We start from the raw sequence: 21,879 nt of genomic DNA on the forward strand, positions 1-21,879 counted from the left end.
TTCGCCCAGGTCAGAGCCGGATACTCCGATGAGTTCAGCAGCCGCCACCCCCGCTCGGCACACTAAAAGTCGCCAACCGTGACACAAAACCACCCCGCAGCCTCTGAACCCAACACGAGCGTCCCCCGTGTAAACCTCCTCAGACCCACCCGATCCACACAATCCCAGTCATTCCACCACTTTGGACGACCACCAGGAGCACCTCATGACTGACGCCCTCCGACCGGCCGCCGACTTCCTGTCGCGCCGCTCCGTCCCCGACCCACAGGCCCCCACGGTCCGCCCCCGGCGCCTGCGCACTACCCCGGCGATGCGGCGCCTGGCGCGCGAGCATGTCGTGGACCCGGCTGCCCTCATCCTGCCGGTGTTCGTACGCGAGGACATCGACACCCCCCGCCCCGTGGAGGCGATGCCGGGCGTCGTCCAGCACACGCTGGACTCACTGCGTCGCGAGGCCGCCGCCTGCGCCGAGGCCGGCATCGGCGCCATCGACCTGTTCGGTGTTCCCGCCACCCGCGACGAGGCCGGCACGGCGGCCTGGGCCGAGGACGGCATCCTCAACCGCGGGATCGCGGCCGTGCGCGCGGAGGTCGGGGACGAGGTCGTCGTGTGCGCGGACACCTGCCTGGACGAGTTCACCAGCCACGGCCACTGCGGCCTCATCCGCCCCGACGGCCCGCGCGCCGGCGAGGTCGACAACGACGCCACCCTGGCCACCTACCAAGCCATGGCCGTCTCCCAGGCGGAGGCCGGGGCGCACATGGTCTCACCCTCGGGAATGATGGACGGGCAGGTCGCCGCGATCCGCGCCGCCCTGGACGCCACCGGCCACGATGACGTCGCGATCCTGGCCTACTCGGCGAAGTACGCCTCGGCCTACTTCGGGCCGTTCCGGGAGGCCGTGGGCTCCACGCTCACCGGGGACCGGCGCGCCTACCAGCAGGATCCGGCCAACCGCCGCGAGGGCATGCGCGAGGTGATGCTCGACGTCGCCGAGGGGGCGGACATCGTTATGGTCAAGCCGGCCGGCCCCTACCTGGACGTGCTGGCCGACGTCGCCGCCGCCTCCCCGGTGCCGGTGGCCGCCTACCAGGTCAGCGGCGAGTACGCGATGGTGGAGGCGGCCGCGCAGCGCGGGTGGATCGACCGCGAGCGCGTCATCGCCGAGTCGGTGCTGGGCATCGTGCGGGCGGGCGCCGACATGGTTCTGACCTACTGGGCCCGGGAGATCGCCGAGAACTCGGCCCTGCACTGATACAAGAGCCACGGAGGGCAGGATCGTTCCGGTAGGTTGGGAATCAGTTCCGCCCGGTACGGCTCACCGGCCCGAACCGGCCCTGACCAGTTCATCGACAGGATCACCGTGACTCAGCAACCGCAGCCCGCCGGCCGGCCCTCCAGTGCCACCGCCTCCACCAACACCTCCCTGTTCGAGGCGGCTCGCGCCGTCATCCCCGGGGGCGTCGACTCCCCCGTGCGCGCCTTCGGCTCGGTGGGTGGCACGCCGCGGTTCATCGCCTCGACGAGCGGTGCCCACGTCACCGACGCCGAGGGCCGCAGCTACGTGGACCTGGTGGGCTCGTGGGGCCCGGCACTCCTGGGCCACGCCCATCCGGAGGTCGTCGCCACGGTCCAGGCCGCCGCCGCCCGCGGCCTGTCATTCGGTGCCCCCACCGCCACAGAGACGCTCCTGGCCGAGGAGGTGCGCCGCCGGGTGCCGGCCGCACAGAAGGTGCGCTTCGTGTCCACCGGCACCGAGGCGACGATGACGGCCGTGCGCCTGGCCCGCGGCGCCACGGGCCGCGACCTGGTGGTGAAGTTCGCCGGCTGCTACCACGGGCACAGTGACGGCCTGCTCGCGGCGGCCGGCTCGGGCCTGGCCACCGGCGGCCTGCCGGGCAGCGCCGGCGTACCCGCGGCGGTGGCCGCCCAGACCATCGTCCTGCCCTATAACGACGTCGCCGCCCTGGAGGCCTGCTTCGCCGAGCGCGGCGCCGAGATCGCCGCAGTCATCACCGAGGGCGCCCCGGCCAACATGGGGATCGTGCCACCGGCGCCCGGCTTCAACGCCGCGATCCGCCGCATCACCGCCGAGCACGGCGCGCTCATGATCCTCGATGAGGTCCTCACTGGCTTCCGCGTGGGCCCGGCCGGCTGGTGGGGCCTGGAGGCCGTCGACGGCTGGACCTCGGACCTGCCGGTCTTCGCCACCGCCGGCGCCGCTGCTTCTGAGCGCGCCGACGTCGCAGCCCCCTCCTGGCCGGGCGCCGAATGGCGCGAGCGCGCCACCTGGGTGCCGGACCTGGTGACCTTCGGGAAGGTCGTGGGCGGCGGGATGCCGCTGGCCGCCGTCGGCGGGCGCATGGAGGTCATGGACCTGCTGGCGCCGGACGGCCCCGTCTACCAGGCGGGCACGCTCTCGGGGAACCCGCTGGCCACGGCGGCCGGCCTGGCCACGCTCCAGCGGGCCGACGACGCCGTCTACGCCTCGGTGGCCGAGCATGCCCGGACCATCGGAGAGGTGGTCTCGGCGGCCCTGAACGAGCAGGGCGTGCCCCACCGCGTGCAGCGGGCGGGCTCGCTGTTCTCCTTCATGTTCGGGCAGCGGGCCGCCGAGCAGGGCGTGAGCGACTACGAGGCCGCTCGCGCCCAGGAGACCTGGCGCTACGGGCCCTTCTTCCACGCCTTCCTCGAGGCGGGGGTGGGCCTGCCGCCGTCGGTCTTCGAGGCCTGGTTCGTCTCGGCCGCGCACAGCGAGGCGGAGCTGGAGGCGATTGCGGCCGCGGCCCCGGCGGCCGCCCGCGCCGCCGCCCAGGCCCAGGCGAGCTGATCGCCCTCCGTGGATCTGGTCCGACGTCGGAGCCCAGAACTGCCCACACTGCACGAGGTTGGGGACCTACTGGCCAGGGGTTGTGCATACTGCACGAACCCCCGCACCGCGTGGAGTACACCCACCTGTCGGCCAGTGGAGCCCGACCCTCGTGCAGTGCGCCGCCTCAGGCGCACTGCGGACGGCGAGGCACGGCGGACCCCAGTCCCCTACGGCCGCCAGGGCGGCGGGGCGAGGGCGGCCTCGTAGGCGGCGACGTCGACGTCGGCGTTGAGGCTGATGACGATGCGCATCCGGGAGTCGGGGTGGGCCGCCAGCCAGCGGCCGATCGTCTCCAACGTCACCAGCGCGGCCTGCCGCTTGGGGTAGCCGAAGACGCCCGTGGACAGCGAGCACAGGCCGACGCTGCCCAGCCCCGCGGCGTGCGCGACGTTGAGGACGCTCGTGTAGCACGAGGACAGCAGGCGCCGATCATGCAGGGTCGGTTTGCGCCCGTCCTCGATGACGGGCCCCACCGAGTGGATGACGTGCTGGGCCGGCAGGTGGTAGCCGCCGGTGAAGACGGCTCGGCCGGCGGGCTCCCCGCCCTGGCGACGGGTGGGGTCGAAGGTCTCCGCCCAGGTCATGTAGCGGGCGCACTCGGCGCGCAGGGCCGGCCCGGCGACGGCGTGGATGATGTTGTCGATGCAGCGGTGCCCGGGGGCGAAGCAGCCGAGCATCCCGGAGTTCGCGGCATTGAGGACGGCGCCAGCGCGCAGCCGGGTGAGGTCGCCGCGCCAGAAGGCCACGTTGCGGCCCAGCAGGCCGGGAACGTGATCGGTGATGGCCAGGGGCGGGATCTCGGTGGCGTCGACCATGCCGCGCTCGGCGGCCTCGGCCTCCAGGAGGGTGTCGAGGTCGGCGGCAATGTCCTCGGGCAGGGGGGCCGGGGGGCGGGCAGTGAGGAGGAAGTCGAGCATGGTGCGCAGCTCGTCGGGGTCGGTGGGGACCGTCGAGTCGATCCAGTCCGTGGCCCCCTCGGGGTCGGAGCGCAGGAAGGCGTAGACGAGGTGGCGCACCAACGCGTCGCGGCCCGAGGCACCGACGGGGACTGCCCATCGGGCTCTGACAGCGTGGCTGACGTGGGACTCCAACTTCACGCGGGCCATCATAGGATATCAAAACGTAATGTTCTGCCCTTGGGCGGGCGAGCCGGGTAACAGACGACGACGTCGCCCGGAAACGGCAGGTTCCCGGGCGACGTCGACAAGCCTCAGGGGCCGGCAGGCGGCCCCGCGGTACCTGACAGATCAGGCCTGAGCGCCGGAGGCGGCCTCCTCCTCGGCGATCTTGGCCTTGAGCTCGTCCATGTCGAGCTCGCGCACCTGCGTGATGAGGGAGTCCAGCGCGGGGGCGGGCAGGGCGCCGGCCTCACGGTAGACCAGAACATTGTCACGGAAGACCATGAGCGTGGGGATCGAGGAGATGCCCAGGGCCCCGGCGAGGTCCTGCTCGGCCTCGGTGTCGACCTTGGCGAAGGTGATGTCCGGGTTGGCCTCGGAGGCCTTCTCGTAGATGGGGGCGAAGCGCATGCACGGACCGCACCAGGAGGCCCAGAAGTCGACGATGGTGATGCCCTCGCCGTGGATGGTGTCCTTGAACTCGGGGCCGGTGATGTTCTTGGTGGCCATGAGTGTTCCTTTCAAGACTGGAGACAGATGGGTTCCACTGCGGCCAACACAGCCCGGGCCCAACCTATTCCTGGGGCCGGCGATCCTTGTGTCGGGGCGCCCGGCCTCGCAGCTGCCTGCACCGCCGCCCACCTACCAGCACCACCCGCGCCATCACCTCCGGCCGATGCAGCACCCCTTCTGCCGATGCCAGTCGACCTCCTACCTCCTGCGGCCGGGGACATTCCACGCGACCGGGTGCGCGCCATCCCGGCCGGGGACACCCCACGCGTCCGGGGACAGGATTCCGGTCCCCGACGGCGTCGAACGCCCCCGACCGCACAGAAATGTCCCCGACGGCATCAAATGCCACCCGGGGAGAACGGTCCCCATGGGCGTGAGGCACCCGCCACCCCCAGACTTAACTCGCCAGCCACTACCGACCTGCCGACAGTTTTCAGGAGGGCACCCCATGGCGATCTACCTCCGCACCTGCCCCACTACGAAGACCAGGGTGCTCGGGTACCTGGGCGCCCTGGCCGCCGCCGGCATCGCACTCCTCTACCCGCTGATCCTGCTCATAACCGCCTTCGCCCTGGGCTCTCTGGACGAGGCCGTCGCCTACCCGGAGGACAACGAATCGATAGCCAATGCCGCAACTGCGGTAGGCGCGACACCACTCATTTTCAGCTTCGTGCTGACGGCCATCATCTTCGGTGCGACCTCCTGCTTCACAGGTACCGACCGGTGGCTCGCCAAAGATGCGATGGTCACCCATCGCGATATCGCATCGGCACGGTTCCTTCATATCGCCCGGGACCCCAACAGCCGCGCCGTGGGCATGCTGTGGGCGATGCTCGCGGGCATGCTGGTGACGGCCTCCCCCTTCACCATGATGTCTATCCCGCACTCCCTGATCTACAGCGATTCCACTCAAGATCTGGCCGTGGGGGCCACCTGGATTCTCGGACTGGCCCACATCGGGTTGTTCATGGCACTGAAACGCGCTGCCGCACACCGGCGGGCAAGCGCGGTACGCCTGAGAACGTACGGCATGGCGGTCGCGGACCCGAAGTCCTTCTCCCTCCCCCTACCTGCTGGGCGCAACAACTTCAGCATCCAGGAGGTCCCGGCGCGCTGGGGGCGCGTGAAAGTACAGGCCGTCTACGCCCCACCTACCGGAGGTGCCGAGTCGGGCAGACCGGTCATCATCCCACGACTCAGTCTGACAGTGAGACCCTCACGGCTCGACGACGCCCGCTCCCGGGTCGAGGCCCGGCTCGACGAGATCTGGCGGGCCACCCAGCTGGTGCGCACCCCACCCGAGCAGGAGGAGACAACCACCGCCCCGACGTCGGAGCATGAGCCGAATCCGACTCACCAGTCATCACCCGCACCACGGCACCACGATGCAGCCCCTGAGCACATCCAGTCCCAGGCAGGGAACCCCCTCCCATGAGTGGCGCATCCATCGCTTGATCCCACCGTCGACGCCCGACACAGACACTGACCACGACCAGCCCCGACAGACAACACCCCTCCCACGAATGGCGCCTCCACCACCTCACCCAGCCCTGCACAGTGCGGCCGGGGACATTCCACGCGGCCGGGTGCGCACCACTCCGGGCGGGGACAAGCTGCGCGTCCGGGGACAGGATTCCGGTCCCCGACGGCGTCGAACGCCCCCGACCGCGCAGAAATGTCCCCGCCGGCGTCAAATGCCACCCTGGGTGAACCGTCCCCCACGGCAGTGGCTCTCTGCATCCGTACACACATGGCGGTTTCCAGACACACACCCACCCGCGATACCCAACAATCCGACATTGTGTGCAATCCACCCTCTTTAGATGTCACACAACTACCCCTAAACTGACATCATGGACGTGAGCATGTTCGTTGACGACACCATGGGGGAACTGGTCGACATCACCGGCTCCGACCCGGTGACCGGCAGCTGGCAGCACAAGGCCTTCATCCCCACCCCACTCGGCTCCGATGAGCCATCCATCAGCGGAGGCACCTACCGGATGGTGGCAGCAGCCGGGCGCGCACTGGCCGCCCTCGACGCCACGGCCCAGCAGCTGCCGAACCCCTACCTGCTGCGAACCCCCTCTCTACGGCGCGAGGCTCAGTCGACGTCGGCCCTGGAGGGCACATACGCCCCCCTTCGCGAGGTGCTCACCGCCGACGACGACGCCCCCGCGACCGCCGAGATGACAGAGATCCTCAACTACGTCCGCATGGCCAACAGCGGTTTCCTGTGGGCGCAGGAGGGGCGTCCTATCACCCTGTCGCTGATCGAGGATCTTCAAGGCGAGCTCATGCGGGGCACTCCCCTTGAGTCCGCTTCAGGTCGCCTGCGCGACACCCAGGTCATGATCGGCCGCCGCACCGGTGCGCACAGCACGAACCCGATCCATGCGTCCCAGTTCGTTCCCGTACCGCCCGGGGATCCTCTTCGCGCCGGCATGCGAGCCCTCGTCGACTGGCTGCATCAGGACCACACGGGAGACATCGACCCGGTCATCGCCGCAGGCATGGCCCACTACCAGTTCGAGACGCTTCACCCCTTCCGGGACGGCAACGGGCGCCTGGGGCGGTTCCTCGTCGTGCTCACTCTCCTGAGCTCGGGTGTTCTCAGCGAACCCACGCTGACGGTCTCGCCGTGGTTCGAGGAGCGTCGCGCCGAGTACTACGACGCGTTGCTGCGAGTCAGCACCCACGGCGACTGGGACACCTTCCTGGCCTTCTTCTCGCAGGGACTGGCCGCGGCGGCCACCAGCACACGTCATCAGATGCTCGCCCTGTCCGCGGCGCACCAGAGCCTCAAGGAGACGGTGCGCGCCTCCAGCCTGCGGTCCGCGCACGCTCTTGACCTTGTCGACTTCGCGGTCGCGAATCCGAGCTTCACGGTGCGTAAGGTTGAGGCGGCCCTCGGCATCTCGTACGGGCGAGCCAATGGCCTGGTTGCCCAGCTGACTGACATCGGGGTGCTCGACGTCGTCGAGACCGGCTCGCAGCCTCGCCGCTTCGCCGCCCCTGCCGTCCTGAAGGTCCTGCTCGCCTGAGCCCGCCCGCCCCGCCTCTTGCGGCCGGGGACATTCCACGCGGCCGGATGCACGCCGCCCCGGGCGGGGACACCTTGCGCGTCCGGGGACAGGATTGCTGTCCCCGACGGCGTCGAACGCCCCCGGCCGTCCAGAAACGTCCCCAACGGCGTCGAACGCCCCCACCGATCCAACTATGCTGCAACTGACCTGCTATCAATTTTCAGGAGGGTGACTCGTGGCGATCTACATCCGCACCCGCCCCACCACCAAGACCAAGGTACTCGGGGGCCTGTGTGCCCTGGCCACCATCGGGGCTATATGCCTCTACATACTCGCCGCGTTTCCGCTCGGCTCTTCCCTGACCTCTCTTGAGACGGCTATCGCCAACAACGATAGGGATCTGGAACTGCAGTCATTATTCGTCCTCATCGGCATCCCGACCGTCTTCGGCGTCGCACTGACCGGTTTCTACTTCGGGATGAACTCCTGCCTCAAAGGCACGGACCGGCGGCTGCCCAAGGACACGACAGCGATCCACCGCGATATCACGTCGGCACAGTTCCTCCATATCGCCCAGAGTCCAAGCAGGCGCACCATGGGCATGCTGCAGTGGACACTCGCAAGCATACTGCTAGCGACCTCCCCAGTTGACGTACCATTCATCCCACTCCTCCTGACCCCCAACAATTCCACCCCGGAACTGGAGAAGAGCACCTTTTTGGGTGTGGCTGCCCTTGTCATGGTTCTAATCGTGGCATTGACATTGGCATGGGCTGGCACGCGCCGGCGGTTGGGTTCGGTGTGTATGACGCCACGGGGCATGGCGGTCGTCAAACCGTTTCCATCCGGCCTCCCCCTGCCTTCCAGCCGTAGCAACCTCAGCATCCAGGAGGTTCCAGCACTCTGGGGTCGCGTGACAGTCCGAGCCGTCTACGCCCCACCCGCCGGAAACGCCGAGCAAAGGTGGCCAGTCATCATCCCGCGGCTCGGCCTGACGGTAAAGCCCTCGCGGCTCGACGACGCCCGCTCCCAGGTCGAGGCCCGGCTCGACGAGGTCTGGCGGGCCGCCCAGCTGGTGCGCACCCCACCCGAGCAGGAGGAGACAACCACCGCCCCGACGTCGGAACCCGCACCAAATCCGACTCACCAGCCACCACATCAGGACGCGGACCCCGGTCACGACCAGCGTCAGGCAAAGACCTCTCTCCCATGAGTGGCGCATCCATCACTTGACCCTACCGTCGCCGCCCGACGCAGACGCCGACCACGACCAGCCCCGACAGACAACACCCTTCCCACGAACGGCGCATCCGCCACCCCACCCAGCCCTGCACAGTGCGGCCGGGGGCATTCCACGCGGCCGGGTGCACGCTGCCCCGGGCGGGGACATCCTGCGCGTCCGGGGACAGGATTTCGGTCCCCGACGGCGTCGAACGCCCCCGGCCGGAAGGACACGCCCCCGGCCGCGCAGAAATGCCCCCGACGGCGTCAAATGCCACCCGGGGAGAACGGTCCCCATGGGCGTGAGGCGCCCACCACCCCCAGACTGGACTCGCCAGCCACAACCGACCCGCCATCAGTTCTCAGGAAGGCACCCCATGGAGATCTACATCCGTTCACACCCGACCACTAAATCTAAGGCGCTCGGGAGCCTGTGTGCTCTCACTACCGTCGGTATGATATTCCTCTACCCGGCCGCCCTGCTCCTGACCCCCTCCATCCCGAACCCTCTGACCGAACTCGTCGCCAACGAAAACGGGAATCTGGAGTTGCAGTCCTTATCCGTTCTGATCGGCGTCATGACCGTCTACAATTTCATACTGTTCGCCACGATCTTCGGTGCACTCTCCGGATTCAGGGGCACGGACCAGCGCTTACCCAAGGACTCGACGGTCACCCATCGCGATATCGCATCGGCACGGTTCCTTCACATCTCCCAGAGCCCAAGCAGGCGCGTCGTGGGCATGCTGTTGGCGGTGCTTGCGGTCATGCTGGCCGAGGTATACCCAGCTATCGCAATAACCATCCCACACCTCCTGATCCCCGACGATTCAACCCCAGCGCTGGAGCAGGCTGCCGTCATAGGCACGGTCTGCCTTACCATCGGACTGTTTGCGGCATTGGTGTCGGCCTCCTCGCGTCGGGAGAAGATCGCGGTGTGCCTGACGCCGCAGTGCATGGCGGTTGTCAAATCATTTCCTCTCTTCCTCCCCCTGCCTTCCGGCCGCAACGACCTCAGCATCCAGGAGGTCCCGGCATACTGGGGTCGCGTGAAGGTCCAAGCCGTCTATGCCCCACCCACCGGCGCCGCCCAGCCGGCCAGACCAGTTCTCCTCTCGCAGCTCGGCCTGACGGTGAAGTCCTCACAGCTCAACGACGCCCGTTCCCGGGTCGAGGCCCGGATCGACGACGTCTGGCGGGCCGCACAGCTGATACGAGCCTCAGTCGAGCAGGAAGAGACGGCCGACGCCCCGACATCGGAGGCTGAGACGAATCCGACTCACCAACCACCACATCACGACACGGACCCCGGTCACGAGCAGTCCCAGACAGGGACCCCTCTCCCATGAGTGGCGCATCCACCACTTGGCCCCACCGTCGACGCCCGACGCAGACGCTGACCACGACCAGCCCCGGGAAGAGAACCCCCTCCCATGAGATGTACACCCATCACTTAACGCTGACGCCCGCATTTCTGCCGGCGCTGTCCGACCTCCCGCCCCTTGCGGCCAGGGACATTCCGCGCGGCCGGGTGCGCGCCGCTCCGGACGGGGACACCCGGCGCGTCCGGGGACAGGATTCCGGTCCCCGACCGCGTCGAACACCCCCGACCACAACGAAATGTCCCCGACGGCGTCGAAGGCCCCCAGTCGGGACGAGCAGCCCCCACGAGAGGGTGATATCCGCCGCCCCTGAGACGCCTGCCTCCGCATCACAGGCCCCTGCCCCTCGCGCGGCAACGGCAGTTGTCCCGACATCATCGCTTTCCATTATTCGGTAGACGCACACTCCGACGTGAAGGAGTTTCTTCACTACACTTTTCGACGACATCCCAGGGCGGTTGAACGCAACCGCACATGCGCTCCGATCCCCCACGGCCAGCACCTGCGCACCTTCATAAAAAAAGAGAGATACGACATGGGCGATAGCAATCCTCTTCAGTCACTTCGGGCGCCGATCACGGTAGTCCTCAGTATTTTTATCGTATTCGCCGTCACCAACTTACATGAGGCTGACGCCGACCCCAATAGGACAAACTTTAAGTTCTATGTTTTCTCCATCATTTTCTGGGCGCTATGCATCAGCGTCGCAGCCTGGAAATCTCCACAAGCTCAAGCAGCCTCAAGCATGACATTTACATTGACGGCTTTCCTAGCAACTAAACTGCAATCAGAACTCGCTTTAACGGCCTTCGAAGCAAGACGGATGCAACGAGAATCTGGATTTACTCCCGACATCGAGTACGGCGATTTCGGTTCGATCGGACCAACATTGTGGACTCTTTCTAGGATTATGTGCGGGGCAACATTTGCCACCGCTTGGACCTTATCCCATCACGCCGATCGAACCCCAGACGAGATCGACAGCATCTTCCACCTCGATAGAATCATCGGCGCCACACTGGCCTGCATCTTCCCACTCATAGGGATAATAGCTTCTAGCTCCTACTACTCAGGCGCCCACACAATCAATGCGGGAACTGTGATATTAATGTTCCTCTCGGGCTTCTCCCTGACTGCGCTCGCAGTCATCTCACCCATAGGCCCAGCCGCCTTCCTGGCAATCACACTGACATGGATTCACATCACACACAGCTCGGAGCAAAATCGAGATGTCAGCGTTGAAGTAATCTCTTTCCCGCTGATCGCGATAGCGGCTACCGTCGGCCTCTTCACCATGTACAGCCTCAGAAATCCATGGTCACGCAAGTCGAGCTGAGTCGCAGATCCTCACACTCGCCAGGCCATAAGGGCGCGGCGAGCAGTGAGGAATCTTTCAGACAGCACGCCAACCTCTCAAACTCTAGGAAGAGCAGCATCGCCACATGAATGAGATCCAACCGTTCCGGCCACTGCAGGCGCCGGTCGCAGTTGCGCTCAGCGCCTTCGCCATCATCGCACTCACGGAACTGCATAGCCTCGACCCCGACTCCACATCATTTTCAATCGACTCATTCAACGCATTGTCCGCCGTTGTTTTCTGGATAGTCTCCGCAGGGGTGGTCACCTACAATTCCCCGCAAGCACAAGGGGCGACAAGCGCAGTATTCACTGTCGCCGCCCTCGTGGGTGAGATCATGCCAGCAGACAGTGAACATAGACGGAGCACCCTCTCGGAGATCTCTCCCATCCTGTGGATCCTGGCTGGAATCATGTGCGGATCGGCCGCGGCAACATGCACCACCATCAGCCGCACGAGCAAGCATCACTCAACTCTCAGCATCACGGACCAGCTCCTTGGGAGAATCGCGGTCGCAGTACTTGCCAGCCTCCTGGCGTCCGCACCACTCGTGAGCACCTCACCCTCTCGCTTATGGGCGACACCCGGACAGACCAGCATGTCTATTATCACATTCCTCTGCGGTTTCGCAATGACCTCGCTTGCCGGCATGGTGCCCTTCATCTCGTGGATCTATCTGGCTATCACCCTCGGCCGCTACTACACCTTCGACAACGCAGAGGCGGCGGGTACCTACCTGGCCGACATTCTCCCCATCCCACTTCTCGCCATCTCCGCCACAGCCGGGCTGCTCACCATGTACCACTACAAGAAGCCACGACCGATCACGTCGAGCCAAGCCACAGGCTCTCAGATCTCCCCACAGGGAAAGGACACCCATGAAGAATGACATCTCTTTTCAGCATCTACGCACCACACATGAAGCCGAGGATTCCGCCACCGGGGCCGACAACGCCGGCGTCGACGGCCCGGGCCGCGCAAAAATGCCCCACCGGTGAGGCCTACACAGTTTTAACCGAGGCGCCGTCTACCATCGAAACATGCCGACTGACATCAGCCCGGACGCTCGGCTGCGGGCGTGGGAGCGGGCCGCGGAGTGGCCGCTGGCCGGCGCCGCCGTCGTCTTCCTGGGCGCCTACGCCTGGGAGGTACTCACCAACGCACAGGGCGGCGCCAAGGAGACGGCCGAGTTCGTGATCGGCGCCGTGTGGGCACTGTTCGGCCTCGACTATCTTGTCCGCCTGGTCCTGGCGCCGAGCCGGGGCCGCTGGTTCCTCCGCCACCTGCCCGACCTGGCGATCATTGTCCTGCCGATCCTGCGGCCGCTTAGGCTCCTGCGCCTGGTGACGCTCGTGAGCATCATGCAGCGCAGCGCCGGCACCGCGCTGCGGGGGCGCATCACCCTGTATACGGCCGGCAGCGCCGCCCTGCTCATCTTCACCTCGGCACTGGCCGTGCTGGATGCGGAGCGTCATGAGCCGGGCTCCTCGATCCAGTCCTTCGGCCAGGCCCTGTGGTGGGCGCTGACGACGATCACCACCGTCGGCTACGGCGACACCTTCCCGCTCTCCACGCAGGGTCGTTTCATCGCGGCGCTGCTCATGATCGGTGGGGTGGCACTCGCCGGCGTCGTCACGGCGACCCTGGCCTCGTGGATCGTCTCGCTGGTCGAGGAGGAGAACGCCGAGCAGGAGGCCGCCACGCAGGCGCAGGTGGCAGCCCTGCAGCAGCAGGTCAGCGAGCTGAGTGAGCGTATCGACCGTCTTCTGGCGGAACGCGACTCGGACCGTGGATAGCAGTCGACACTTCCGGTCCGACGTCGGTCTATCTCCTCGAGTCGGTGTCCAACCCGCTGAAAGGCCATAACCATCACCCTGGACGGTTTACGCTACTCATCGAGGAACCGACCGCGCCTGCACTGACGGCGGTACCTTGCAGACTGGACACATCCTCCGCAGCCGTCTGAGAAGAACGGCATCGCCATACGAACAACGAGGAAAAGCGCTCCACGCACTTCGCATACCAGCAGCCATCGTGGGCACTGTCATCACAGCCACCGTCTGACTCCTCACCGCATTCAGCCACAAGAAACTCAGGTCTGTCACACAGAAATTCCCCGAAGAACGCGAGCACATTCATGGCTCAGGCGCCACCGCACCGTCAACCACACCTCGAGGTAACGACGAAAGGAGATTCATGAAGAGCAACGAGTCACTTCAACAGGTGCGACCCCCATTCGCTATGGCGCTCACAGCAGTTTTCGCGTCGCTACTCGCCTCCACGACAAGCGCGGATCACCCCGGAAACCCATTGATCCTCATCCCTCTTCTGATGCTTCTCCCATGGGTCACCTGGAATCACCCACCCAGCCTGGCAACCTCTGGGGCGATGCTGTTGACAGTGAGCATCCTGGCACCCTATAGCAGCGACGGGCCGAGCGACCTTTATCTCGCTTACAGGACTCTATGGTTCTTCGCCGGCCTGCTCCTGGGAGCGGCGCTCGCTCTCATTATGGGAGAGCGCATACGCTCGTGGCACCCGCGCATACGTGGGTGGCGATACACTCTCCATCCTGCACGGATCGCCGCAGCCGCAACCGGAATCATCGTCGTTCTCGCCCTCTTTAAACCATCACCCCAGTCATCGCAGATCGAACAGACTCAGGCAGCCACGAACAACGACACAGTAATATTTTGGCTCGCAGCCGGCCTGTTCATCACTTTACTGGCGTCCATCTCCCCCACAGCGACCATGATCTGCTTGATCGCCTTCATCTCCATCCACGGTGTCACTACCCATGCACCTTTTCCGAACGCAAGCGCCGTCTTCGTTCTCATTCTCTTCACGCCAGCGATCATCGGCCCCCTATTCCTTCCTCGGGACCTCACCGCGCATGAGGCCGAGGAATCCGACACCAGCTCCGAGACCTCACCAAAGGAGGCATCGTGAACTTCAGATCGGACGCCTAGTCCGCAGGCACCGAGCCGGGCACGTCTCGCGCAGCCCGACCGTAGAACGGTCGCCTCACGCGAAAAGTGCCCGGCTCGGCGAAAGAGAGGACCCAGTCAGCCCCGCAGCTCGGCGGCCACCAGCTCAGCCAGCTCGACGGCGTTGAGGGCCGCGCCCTTGCGCAGGTTGTCCCCCACGGCGAAGAACTGCAGGCCGTGCCCCGGCGCGAAGGCCTGGTCGGCGCGCAGGCGCCCCACGAAGGTGCCGTCGCGGCCGGCGCCCTTGAGGGGGCTGGGCACGTCCTCGTAGGTGACGCCGGGAGCCGCTTCCAGCAGTTCGCGGGCACGCTCGACGCTGATCTCGCGCTCGAACTCGGCGTTGATGCTGAGCCCGTGGCCGGAGAACACCGGGATGCGCACGCAGGTGCCGGAGACCAGCAGGTCCGGGATCCCCAGGATCTTGCGGGACTCGTTGCGCAGCTTCTGCTCCTCGTCGGTCTCACCGGAGCCGTCACCGGCGTCATTCCCGGCCCAGGCCACGGCGTTGAAGGCGATGGTGTCGACGTAGACCTCCGGCGCGGGGAACTCGACGGCCCGCCCGTCCAGGGCCAGGCCCTCCATGTCCTCGTTCACGACGGCGCGCACCTGCCCGGCCAGCTCGGCCACCCCGGCCCGACCCGATCCGGAGACAGCCTGGTAGGTGGAGACGATGAGGCGGATGAGCCCGGCCTCCTCGTGCAGCACCTTGAGGGCCGGCATGGCCGCCATGGTGGTGCAGTTGGGGTTGGCGATGATGCCCTTGGGGCGCTCGCGCAGCGCGTGCGGGTTGACCTCGCTGACCACGAGCGGCACCTCGGGGTCCTTGCGCCAGGCCGAGGAGTTGTCGACGACGACGGCCCCCGCCTCGGCGAAACGCGGGGCGTGCTCGCGCGAGGCCGCGCCCCCGGCGGAGAAGATGGCGACGTCGATGCCGCTCAGGTCCGCGGTGGCGACGTCCTCGACCTCGACCTGGGCGCCGCGGAAGTCCACGACCGTCCCGGCGCTGCGGGCCGAGGAGAAGAAGCGCACCGAGCGGGCGGGGAAGTCGCGCTCGGCCAGCATGGCGCGCATGACGCGGCCGACCTGGCCGGTGGCCCCCACGACGGCGACGCAGACGCCGTCGGCCACTCCGGTGTAGGTGTTCACGGGATTGCTCATCGTCCGGTCCCTCCGTAGACGACCGCCTCGGCGGCCTGGGCGTCGAGGCCGAAGGCGGAGTGGACGGCGCGCACGGCCTCGTCGAGTACGGCGTCGTCGACCACCACCGAGATGCGGATCTCGGAGGTGGAGATCATGTGGATGTTGACCCCGGCCTCGCTCAGCGAGCCGAACAGGCGCGCCGAGACCCCCGGGTTGGAGCGCATGCCGGCCCCCACCAGGGACAGGATGCCGATGTCGGGGTTGAAGTGCAGGCTTCGGAAGCCCAGCTCCTCGCGGGCGGCCTCGAGGGCGTCGCGGGCGGCGGCGGAGTCGCCGTCGGGGCAGGTGAAGGAGATGTTGGTCAGGCCCGTCCCCTCGGCGGAGACGTCCTGGACGATCATGTCGATGTTGGCGTCGGTGCCGGCCACGATCGCGAAGATGCGGGCGGCGGCGCCGGGGACGTCGGGCACGCCCACGAGCGTGATCTTGTCCTGGCTGCGGTCGTGGGCGATTCCGGAGATGACGGGGGCTTCCACGTGGTCCTCCTTGGCGGACGGGCGGGGGCGGGCCTGGGCCCGCGCGGCGATGGCATTGCGGTGCGCGGTGTCAACGACGGAGGCCGAGGGCCCCTCGTCGAGCCCGGCGGGGTCTGAGGGTGAGGCGGAGGCGGCTCCCTCGGTCTGCGAGGCGGCCGGGCTCGCGGCGCTGGGCGCGCTGTCGGTGTCGGCGGCGACGACGTCGTCGAGCTGGGCGGCCACGACCGAGGGCACGAAGGCGCCCTCGCGGCGGCCGTCGTAGATCCAGGTCCCGGTCTTGTCGGAGAAGGAGGAGCGCACGTGCAGGGGCACCCCGAAGCGGCGGGCGTACTCCACGGCGCGCAGGTGGAGGATCTTGGCGCCGTGGGCGGCCAGCTCCAGGGTCTCCTCGCTGGAGAGGGACTCGATGCGCTTGGCGGTGGGGACGATGCGGGGGTCGGCGGTGAACAGGCCGTCGACGTCGGTGTAGATCTCGCAGACGTCGGCGTTGAGGGCGGCGGCCAGGGCGACGGCGGTCGTGTCGGAGCCGCCGCGGCCCAGGGTGGTGGTGTCCTCGACCTCGTTGATGCCCTGGAAGCCGGCGACGATGGCGACCGAGCCGGTCTGGATGGAGCGGGCCACGCGCTCGGGCAGCACGCCGACGATGGAGGCCTTGCCGTACTTGGAGTCGGTGAGGACGCCGGCCTGGGCGCCGGTGTAGGCGCGCGCCGGGACGCCGAGCTCGGAGACGGCCATGGCGAGCAGGGCCACGGAGATGCGCTCACCGGCGGACAGCAGGATGTCCATCTCGCGGGCGGGGGCGTCCGTGGTCAGGGCGGCGGCCTGGTCGAGGAGCTCGTCGGTCGTGTCCCCCATCGCGGAGACGACGACGACGACCGTGTTACCGGCCTGGCGGGTGGCGACGATGCGCCGGGCGACGCGCCGCATCGCGTCGACGTCGCTGACGGACGAGCCGCCGTACTTCTGGACGACCAGTGCCATGTGGCGCTCCTCGGGTCCTGGAATCAGTGCGTGTCTAGCATCAGGTGCTCCGCGCCGGTGCGGGCGTCCTGGCAGGGGCTTCCGGGGATGGAGCCGTCGCAGCGCGGCGCCCACGACGACGTGGCTGGGGCAATCATACGGCGTGCCGTGTTGCCTGCACATCACGCGGCACGCAGCGCCCAGTCCACGGACCGCCGCGCTGCCCCACACCCCACGACTCACACCCCGCGACTCACACTTCGACAGAATCTTCAAAATCGACCCGGAGCCGCGTCGTTTCTGAAGTTTTGGTCGAAGTGTGCCGGGCCTGGCCCTCCCGCCCTGACCGGGGCGGTCAGTCCTCGACGCGGCGTCGGCCCTCGAAGGCCCGCCCGAGGGTGACCTCGTCGGCGTACTCCAGGTCGGCGCCCACGGGCAGGCCGGAGGCGAGCCGGGAGACGGGCACGGCCATGGTGCGCAGCATGCGTGTGAGGTAGGCGGCGGTCGCCTCGCCGACGACGTCGGGGTCGGTGGCCAGGATGACCTCCTCGACCTCGCCGTCCCCCAGACGGCTGAAGAGCTCGCGCACGCGCAGGTCGTCGGGGCCGACGCCGTTGATGGGGTCGATGGCGCCGCCGAGCACGTGGTAAAGCCCCCGGTACTCGCGGGTGCGCTCGATGGCGACGACGTCCTTGGGCTCCTCGACGACGCAGATGACGCGCTGGTCGCGGCGGGGGTCGCGGCAGATGGCGCACTGGGGGGCCTCGGCGATGTTGCCGCAGGTCTCGCAGAAACGGACCTTGGCCTTGACGGCGCGCAGGGCCTCGATGAGGCGCTCGACGGCGGCCGCGTCGGCGGCAAGCACGTGGAAGGCCATGCGCTGGGCGGACTTGGGGCCGATACCGGGCAGCTCGCCGAACTCGTCGATGAGGTCCTGGACGGCGCCTTCGTAGACGGCGGGCATGTCAGCGTCCTTCCTGAGTCACGGTGACCTCTTCGATGATCTGGGCGCCGAGGATCCGTTTGACGACCTCGAGCCCGACGACGCCGGCGTCCTCGGCGTCGGGGTCGTCCTCACTGGGGGTGTCGTCGGCCAGGGAGTCGGTGTCGGCCTCCTGGGCGGCGGCGCGGGCGGCGGCCATGGCGGCGGCCAGTCGCGAGCCGGCGATACCCGACGGCGCCCAGGTGGACTCGTCCTCGGGTGGGGCGCTCGAGGCGCTGGGCTCCTCGGGAGGCGGGCCCGGGCTGAAGGGGCTCGACGCCGTCCCCTCCCAGGTGACGGGGGCCAGGCCGGGGGATCCGGCAGTGGTCTCCGAGGAGCCGGGGGCGCGTGGTGCGCTGCCGGCTCCGGGCGCCTGCGGGGACGGGGAGGAGGGCGTCTGCTGGAAGGACTGGGGGGCCGCCGGAGCGGACGCGGCCCCGCCGGGAATCTCCGGCAGGGCGCGCAGACGGTGGACGGTGGCCAGGGGCGCCTCGTCGGGCGCCTGCGCGGCGGGGGCGGAGCGGGACTGGGCGGGTGAGGCTGAGGCCGCCGGGGCCGAGGTGGGGGCCGGAGCGGACTGGGGGTCGGTGGGGGCGGGGGACGCAGGCAATCCTGAGCCTGCGCCTGAGGAGGGCCCGGGCGGCGGGGACGAGGGCGCGGAGGCGGATGCCGACTGGGCGGGCACGGTTCCGCCGCCGGGGACGGCGACCGGGCCCCAGCCGTCGTCCAGGTCGGCACCGCCCGCGGCGGCGGCGGGCGCGGAGACCGGGGCCGGGGCCGACCCGCCGCCGGGGATGGCGACGGGCCCCCAACCGTCGTCGGGATCGGTGGGGTTCGCGTGAGCGGGGGATGCCGGCGACGCCATGGGAGCAGCGGCGGGCGCCGGGGACTTGGAGGCGGTCGAGGATGCTGGGGAGACCGCCTGGAACTCGGTGGGGGCGGCGGGATCGACGCCGACCTGGGCCGGCTGCAACTCGGGCGAGGTCGCGGCCTCCTGGGCGACGACGGCCGGGGCTGGAGCGGCGGAGTACCCAGCAGAGCCGCTGGGCTCATCAACACTGAGAGCCCCACTGACGTACCCGAAGTCCTCGGCGTAGGGATCGGCACCCCAGTCGTCCTCGGGCGGGGGCGCGGGGATCGGGGAGCCGTCGTCCCAGGTGGTGGAGACGGGCCGGTGCGCGCCGGGGCGGTCGGCCGGCTCGACGTCGGTTGGCCGCGAAGGTGCTGCAGCGGGCGACTGCGCGGCCGGGCCCTGGGCGGGGCGGCCGGCGTCATGGACAGCGCTACTGGGGTCGTGGGTGGCAAGCGCCTGGGGGTCGGGAGCGGATGCGGCGACCGGCTCACCGGTGGAGCTGCGCGGCACCGCACCTGCCGCGCCGGAGCTGTCAGCGCCACTGCCGACGACCGGAGCCGCCACGTCGGCTTCGGCCGGGCCTTGGCCGCCGGAATGCGTCCCGGCGCCGTTGACGTCCTGCGCCACGCTGCTGGCGGCCGAGCCCGCCGAGTCGAAAGCGCCGGCCTGTGGTCCCGGTCCGCTCGGGCCTGCGCCCGGGGCGCCGCCACCGTCGAAGCCCTGCGGCCCGCCGTGACCGGCGTCGTGGCCGACGGCGGAGCTGACGCTGGGGCCGGGGTTGTGCGCCGCCTCCGCTCCGGAGGGGGCAGCGCCGGGGCCACCCATGCCTTGCGGTCCACGCGGGCCGCCTGAGCCGCCCGGGCCGCCAGGGCCTCCGGAACCGCCCGGCCCGTCGTCGCCGGCAACGATGGCATGCACCTCGAGACGCAGGCCGAGGGCCTGGTGGAGGGCCGCGGAGAAGATGGGGCCGTGTCCGCCGTTCTCGAAGGCGCCCACGAGGCCGGGGGCGGCGAACAGGAGCGTGAAGACGCCCCCGGAGACGGTGCCCGGTCGGGAGTTGGGGCCGACCAGCGCCCAGGTGGCGCGCCGCGAGCGCTTGGCCGCCTCGAGGACTTCCTCCCAGCGGGTGCGGATCATCTCCGCGTCAGCCGCCTCGCCCCCGCCCGAGCTGCCAGCAGCGGCGCCTCCCTGGGCGACGGGTGCTGAGGCCGCAGCAGAGGCTGCCCCCCAACCGGCGCCTGCCTGGGCAGCGGGTGCTGAGGGAGCGACGGGCGCGCTCGGGGCGGCTGGGGCGCTGGCCGGCTCGGCTGCGCGTGGCGGCTGCTCGACCGGTCGTGAGGCCGCCGCGGCCGAGGGTGCGGAGGGCCCCGGCGAGGCGACGGCGCCGTCAAGCGGGCCGTCCCAGCTGACGGCGGGGCCGGCCTGTGAGGCCGGTGCGGTCGACGTCGGGCCCACGGCGGGCGCTGAGGGCGCGGGAGGGGCCTCCCCCCAGCCGGCGTGGGACTGAGGCGCCTGAGGGGCGGTGGGCACCGCGCTCCCGACTCCCTCTGGTCCTCCAGCGTTCTCGGGCCGCTGGCCTCCACGCCGTCCGGCGGCCTCTGCGGAGGCCTGGCGGGCGATCCGGGCGGCCATCTCGCGTCCGGACCCGGCGGGCACGGCACCGGCGGTGCTGCCGGCCGCTCCCATGCCCGCGCCGGCGCCCGCACCACCGGGGGCGGGCGAGGCCATCGGTCCGGCGCTCCCGGCTGCTCCAGCCGGGCCTCCCACCGCAGCTGCGCCGACAGCACCCCCCGCTCTGGCGGCGCCGCCGGCGGGGATGAGCAGGCGGGCCACGAGCAGCTCGAGCTGGAGGCGCGGGGAGGTGGCGCCAACCATGGCGGTCAGGGCCTGAGCGGTGGTGTCGGCGGCCCGCGAGAGGGCGGCGGCCCCCATGGTGCGGGCCTGAAGGTCCATGCGCTCGAGCTCGTCGACCGGCAGGGAGCCGAGCGCCGCGCCGGCCTCGGATCCGGCCAGGGCGATGACGAGCAGGTCGCGCAGCCGAGCCAGCAGATCCTCCACGAAGCGGCGCGGGTCGTGCCCGGAGGAGACGACCCGGTCCACCACCCGGAAGACGCCGGCGCCGTCGCCCGCCGCGATGGCGTCAACGCACTGGTCGAGCATGGTGGTGTCGGTGTAGCCCAGCAGGGCGACGGCCCGCTGGTAGTCGACGCCGCCGTCGTGAGCCCCACCGATGAGCTGGTCCATGACCGAGAGGGTGTCGCGCACAGAGCCGCCGCCGGCGCGCACCACGAGGGGGAAGACGCCAGGGCCGATCTCGACGCCCTCGGCCTGGCACAGGTGGGCGAGGTAGCCCTCGAGGACGTCGGGCGGGACGAGACGGAAGGGGTAGTGGTGGGTGCGCGAGCGGATGGTGCCGATGACCTTCTCCGGCTCAGTGGTGGCGAAGATGAACTTCACGTGCGCCGGCGGCTCCTCGACGAGCTTGAGCAGCGCGTTGAAGCCCTGCGCGGTGACCATGTGGGCCTCGTCTAGGATGAAGATCTTGTAGCGGTCGCGGGCCGGGGCGAAGGCGGCGCGCTCACGCAGGTCGCGGGCGTCGTCGACACCGTTGTGGCTGGCGGCGTCGATCTCGACGACGTCGAGGCTGCCGGGGCCGCCGGTGGCGAGGTCCCGGCAGGAGGGGCAGGTGCCGCAGGGGGTGTCGGTGGGGGCCTGGGCGCAGTTGAGGCAGCGGGCCAGGATGCGCGCCGACGTCGTCTTGCCGCAGCCGCGCGGGCCGGAGAAGAGGTAGGCGTGGGTGACGCGGTCGGCCCGCAGCGCCGCCATGAGCGGAGCGGTGACATGGTCCTGCCCGATGACCTCCTGGAAGGTGTCGGGGCGGTAGCGGCGGTACAGAGCGGTGGTCACGACCCGAGCCTAATCGGCCGGGCCG

16 protein-coding genes are annotated in these 21,879 nt (G+C 69.1%); 10 read left to right on the forward strand and 6 right to left on the reverse strand.

Features of this window, described 5'->3' with window-relative positions; translation table 11 throughout:
* Positions 1-205: 205 nt before the first annotated feature.
* Together hemB and hemL are read left to right on the forward strand one after the other, a co-directional pair.
* Complete coding sequence (gene hemB, locus AXE84_RS03975; protein ID WP_060956927.1) at positions 206-1,255, forward strand: porphobilinogen synthase; 1,050 nt, start codon at positions 206-208, stop codon at positions 1,253-1,255.
* A gap of 171 nt (positions 1,256-1,426) precedes the next feature.
* The gene (gene hemL, locus AXE84_RS03980) at positions 1,427-2,830 is read left to right on the forward strand and encodes a glutamate-1-semialdehyde 2,1-aminomutase (RefSeq protein ID WP_420480492.1); all 1,404 of its coding nucleotides are present in this window, start codon (positions 1,427-1,429) and stop codon (positions 2,828-2,830) included.
* A gap of 209 nt (positions 2,831-3,039) precedes the next feature.
* Here hemL and AXE84_RS03985 read toward each other — a convergent pair whose 3' ends face one another.
* Together AXE84_RS03985 and AXE84_RS03990 are read right to left on the reverse strand one after the other, a co-directional pair.
* Complete coding sequence (locus AXE84_RS03985) at positions 3,040-3,981, reverse strand: macro domain-containing protein (protein WP_060956928.1); 942 nt, start codon at positions 3,979-3,981, stop codon at positions 3,040-3,042.
* Between the two features lie 138 nt (positions 3,982-4,119).
* Complete coding sequence (locus AXE84_RS03990; protein WP_060956929.1) at positions 4,120-4,500, reverse strand: thioredoxin family protein; 381 nt, start codon at positions 4,498-4,500, stop codon at positions 4,120-4,122.
* A gap of 451 nt (positions 4,501-4,951) precedes the next feature.
* Here AXE84_RS03990 and AXE84_RS03995 point away from each other — a divergent pair, with 451 nt between their 5' ends.
* The 8 genes from AXE84_RS03995 (at position 4,952) to AXE84_RS04025 (ending at position 14,438) form a co-directional block, all read left to right on the forward strand.
* The gene (locus AXE84_RS03995) at positions 4,952-5,938 is read left to right on the forward strand and encodes a hypothetical protein (RefSeq protein WP_060956930.1); all 987 of its coding nucleotides are present in this window, start codon (positions 4,952-4,954) and stop codon (positions 5,936-5,938) included.
* Positions 5,939-6,356: 418 nt separating this feature from the next.
* The gene (locus AXE84_RS04000) at positions 6,357-7,547 is read left to right on the forward strand and encodes a Fic family protein (RefSeq protein WP_081093053.1); all 1,191 of its coding nucleotides are present in this window, start codon (positions 6,357-6,359) and stop codon (positions 7,545-7,547) included.
* Positions 7,548-7,764: 217 nt separating this feature from the next.
* Positions 7,765-8,742, forward strand: a complete 978-nt coding sequence (locus tag AXE84_RS04005; protein ID WP_060956931.1) for a hypothetical protein — start codon at positions 7,765-7,767, stop codon at positions 8,740-8,742.
* 385 nt (positions 8,743-9,127) lie between these two features.
* A complete protein-coding gene (locus AXE84_RS04010) occupies positions 9,128-10,099 on the forward strand; it encodes a hypothetical protein (RefSeq protein WP_060956932.1) in 972 nt (323 codons plus the stop codon).
* Positions 10,100-10,544: 445 nt separating this feature from the next.
* The gene (locus tag AXE84_RS12800) at positions 10,545-11,468 is read left to right on the forward strand and encodes a hypothetical protein (protein WP_150116243.1); all 924 of its coding nucleotides are present in this window, start codon (positions 10,545-10,547) and stop codon (positions 11,466-11,468) included.
* 106 nt (positions 11,469-11,574) lie between these two features.
* Positions 11,575-12,378: a hypothetical protein gene (locus AXE84_RS04015; protein ID WP_060956933.1), complete on the forward strand. Its 804-nt coding sequence runs from the start codon at positions 11,575-11,577 to the stop codon at positions 12,376-12,378.
* Between the two features lie 151 nt (positions 12,379-12,529).
* Positions 12,530-13,285: a potassium channel family protein gene (locus tag AXE84_RS04020; protein WP_060956934.1), complete on the forward strand. Its 756-nt coding sequence runs from the start codon at positions 12,530-12,532 to the stop codon at positions 13,283-13,285.
* 400 nt (positions 13,286-13,685) lie between these two features.
* Positions 13,686-14,438: a hypothetical protein gene (locus AXE84_RS04025; RefSeq protein ID WP_060956935.1), complete on the forward strand. Its 753-nt coding sequence runs from the start codon at positions 13,686-13,688 to the stop codon at positions 14,436-14,438.
* A 116-nt stretch (positions 14,439-14,554) separates the two neighbouring features.
* On the opposite strand, the gene AXE84_RS04030 is transcribed toward AXE84_RS04025, so the two are convergent.
* The 4 genes from AXE84_RS04030 to AXE84_RS13395 all read right to left on the reverse strand — a co-directional run bounded on the left by AXE84_RS04030 (position 14,555) and on the right by AXE84_RS13395 (position 21,854).
* Entirely contained in the window at positions 14,555-15,634 is a 1,080-nt protein-coding gene (locus AXE84_RS04030; RefSeq protein WP_060956936.1) for an aspartate-semialdehyde dehydrogenase, read from the reverse strand.
* Positions 15,631-17,133 carry an aspartate kinase gene (locus tag AXE84_RS04035; RefSeq protein WP_060956937.1) on the reverse strand — a complete coding sequence of 501 codons (1,503 nt, stop codon included), beginning with the start codon at positions 17,131-17,133 and terminating at the stop codon, positions 15,631-15,633. Before AXE84_RS04035 ends, AXE84_RS04030 begins: the two co-directional genes overlap by 4 nt.
* Before the next feature lie 334 nt (positions 17,134-17,467).
* Entirely contained in the window at positions 17,468-18,076 is a 609-nt protein-coding gene (gene recR / locus AXE84_RS04040; protein WP_003788101.1) for a recombination mediator RecR, read from the reverse strand.
* A gap of 1 nt (position 18,077) precedes the next feature.
* Positions 18,078-21,854 carry a DNA polymerase III subunit gamma and tau gene (locus AXE84_RS13395; protein WP_060956938.1) on the reverse strand — a complete coding sequence of 1,259 codons (3,777 nt, stop codon included), beginning with the start codon at positions 21,852-21,854 and terminating at the stop codon, positions 18,078-18,080.
* Positions 21,855-21,879: the final 25 nt, after the last annotated feature.

Origin of the sequence: Actinomyces oris (assembly GCF_001553935.1) — a bacterium.
Lineage (GTDB): Bacteria > Actinomycetota > Actinomycetes > Actinomycetales > Actinomycetaceae > Actinomyces > Actinomyces oris_A.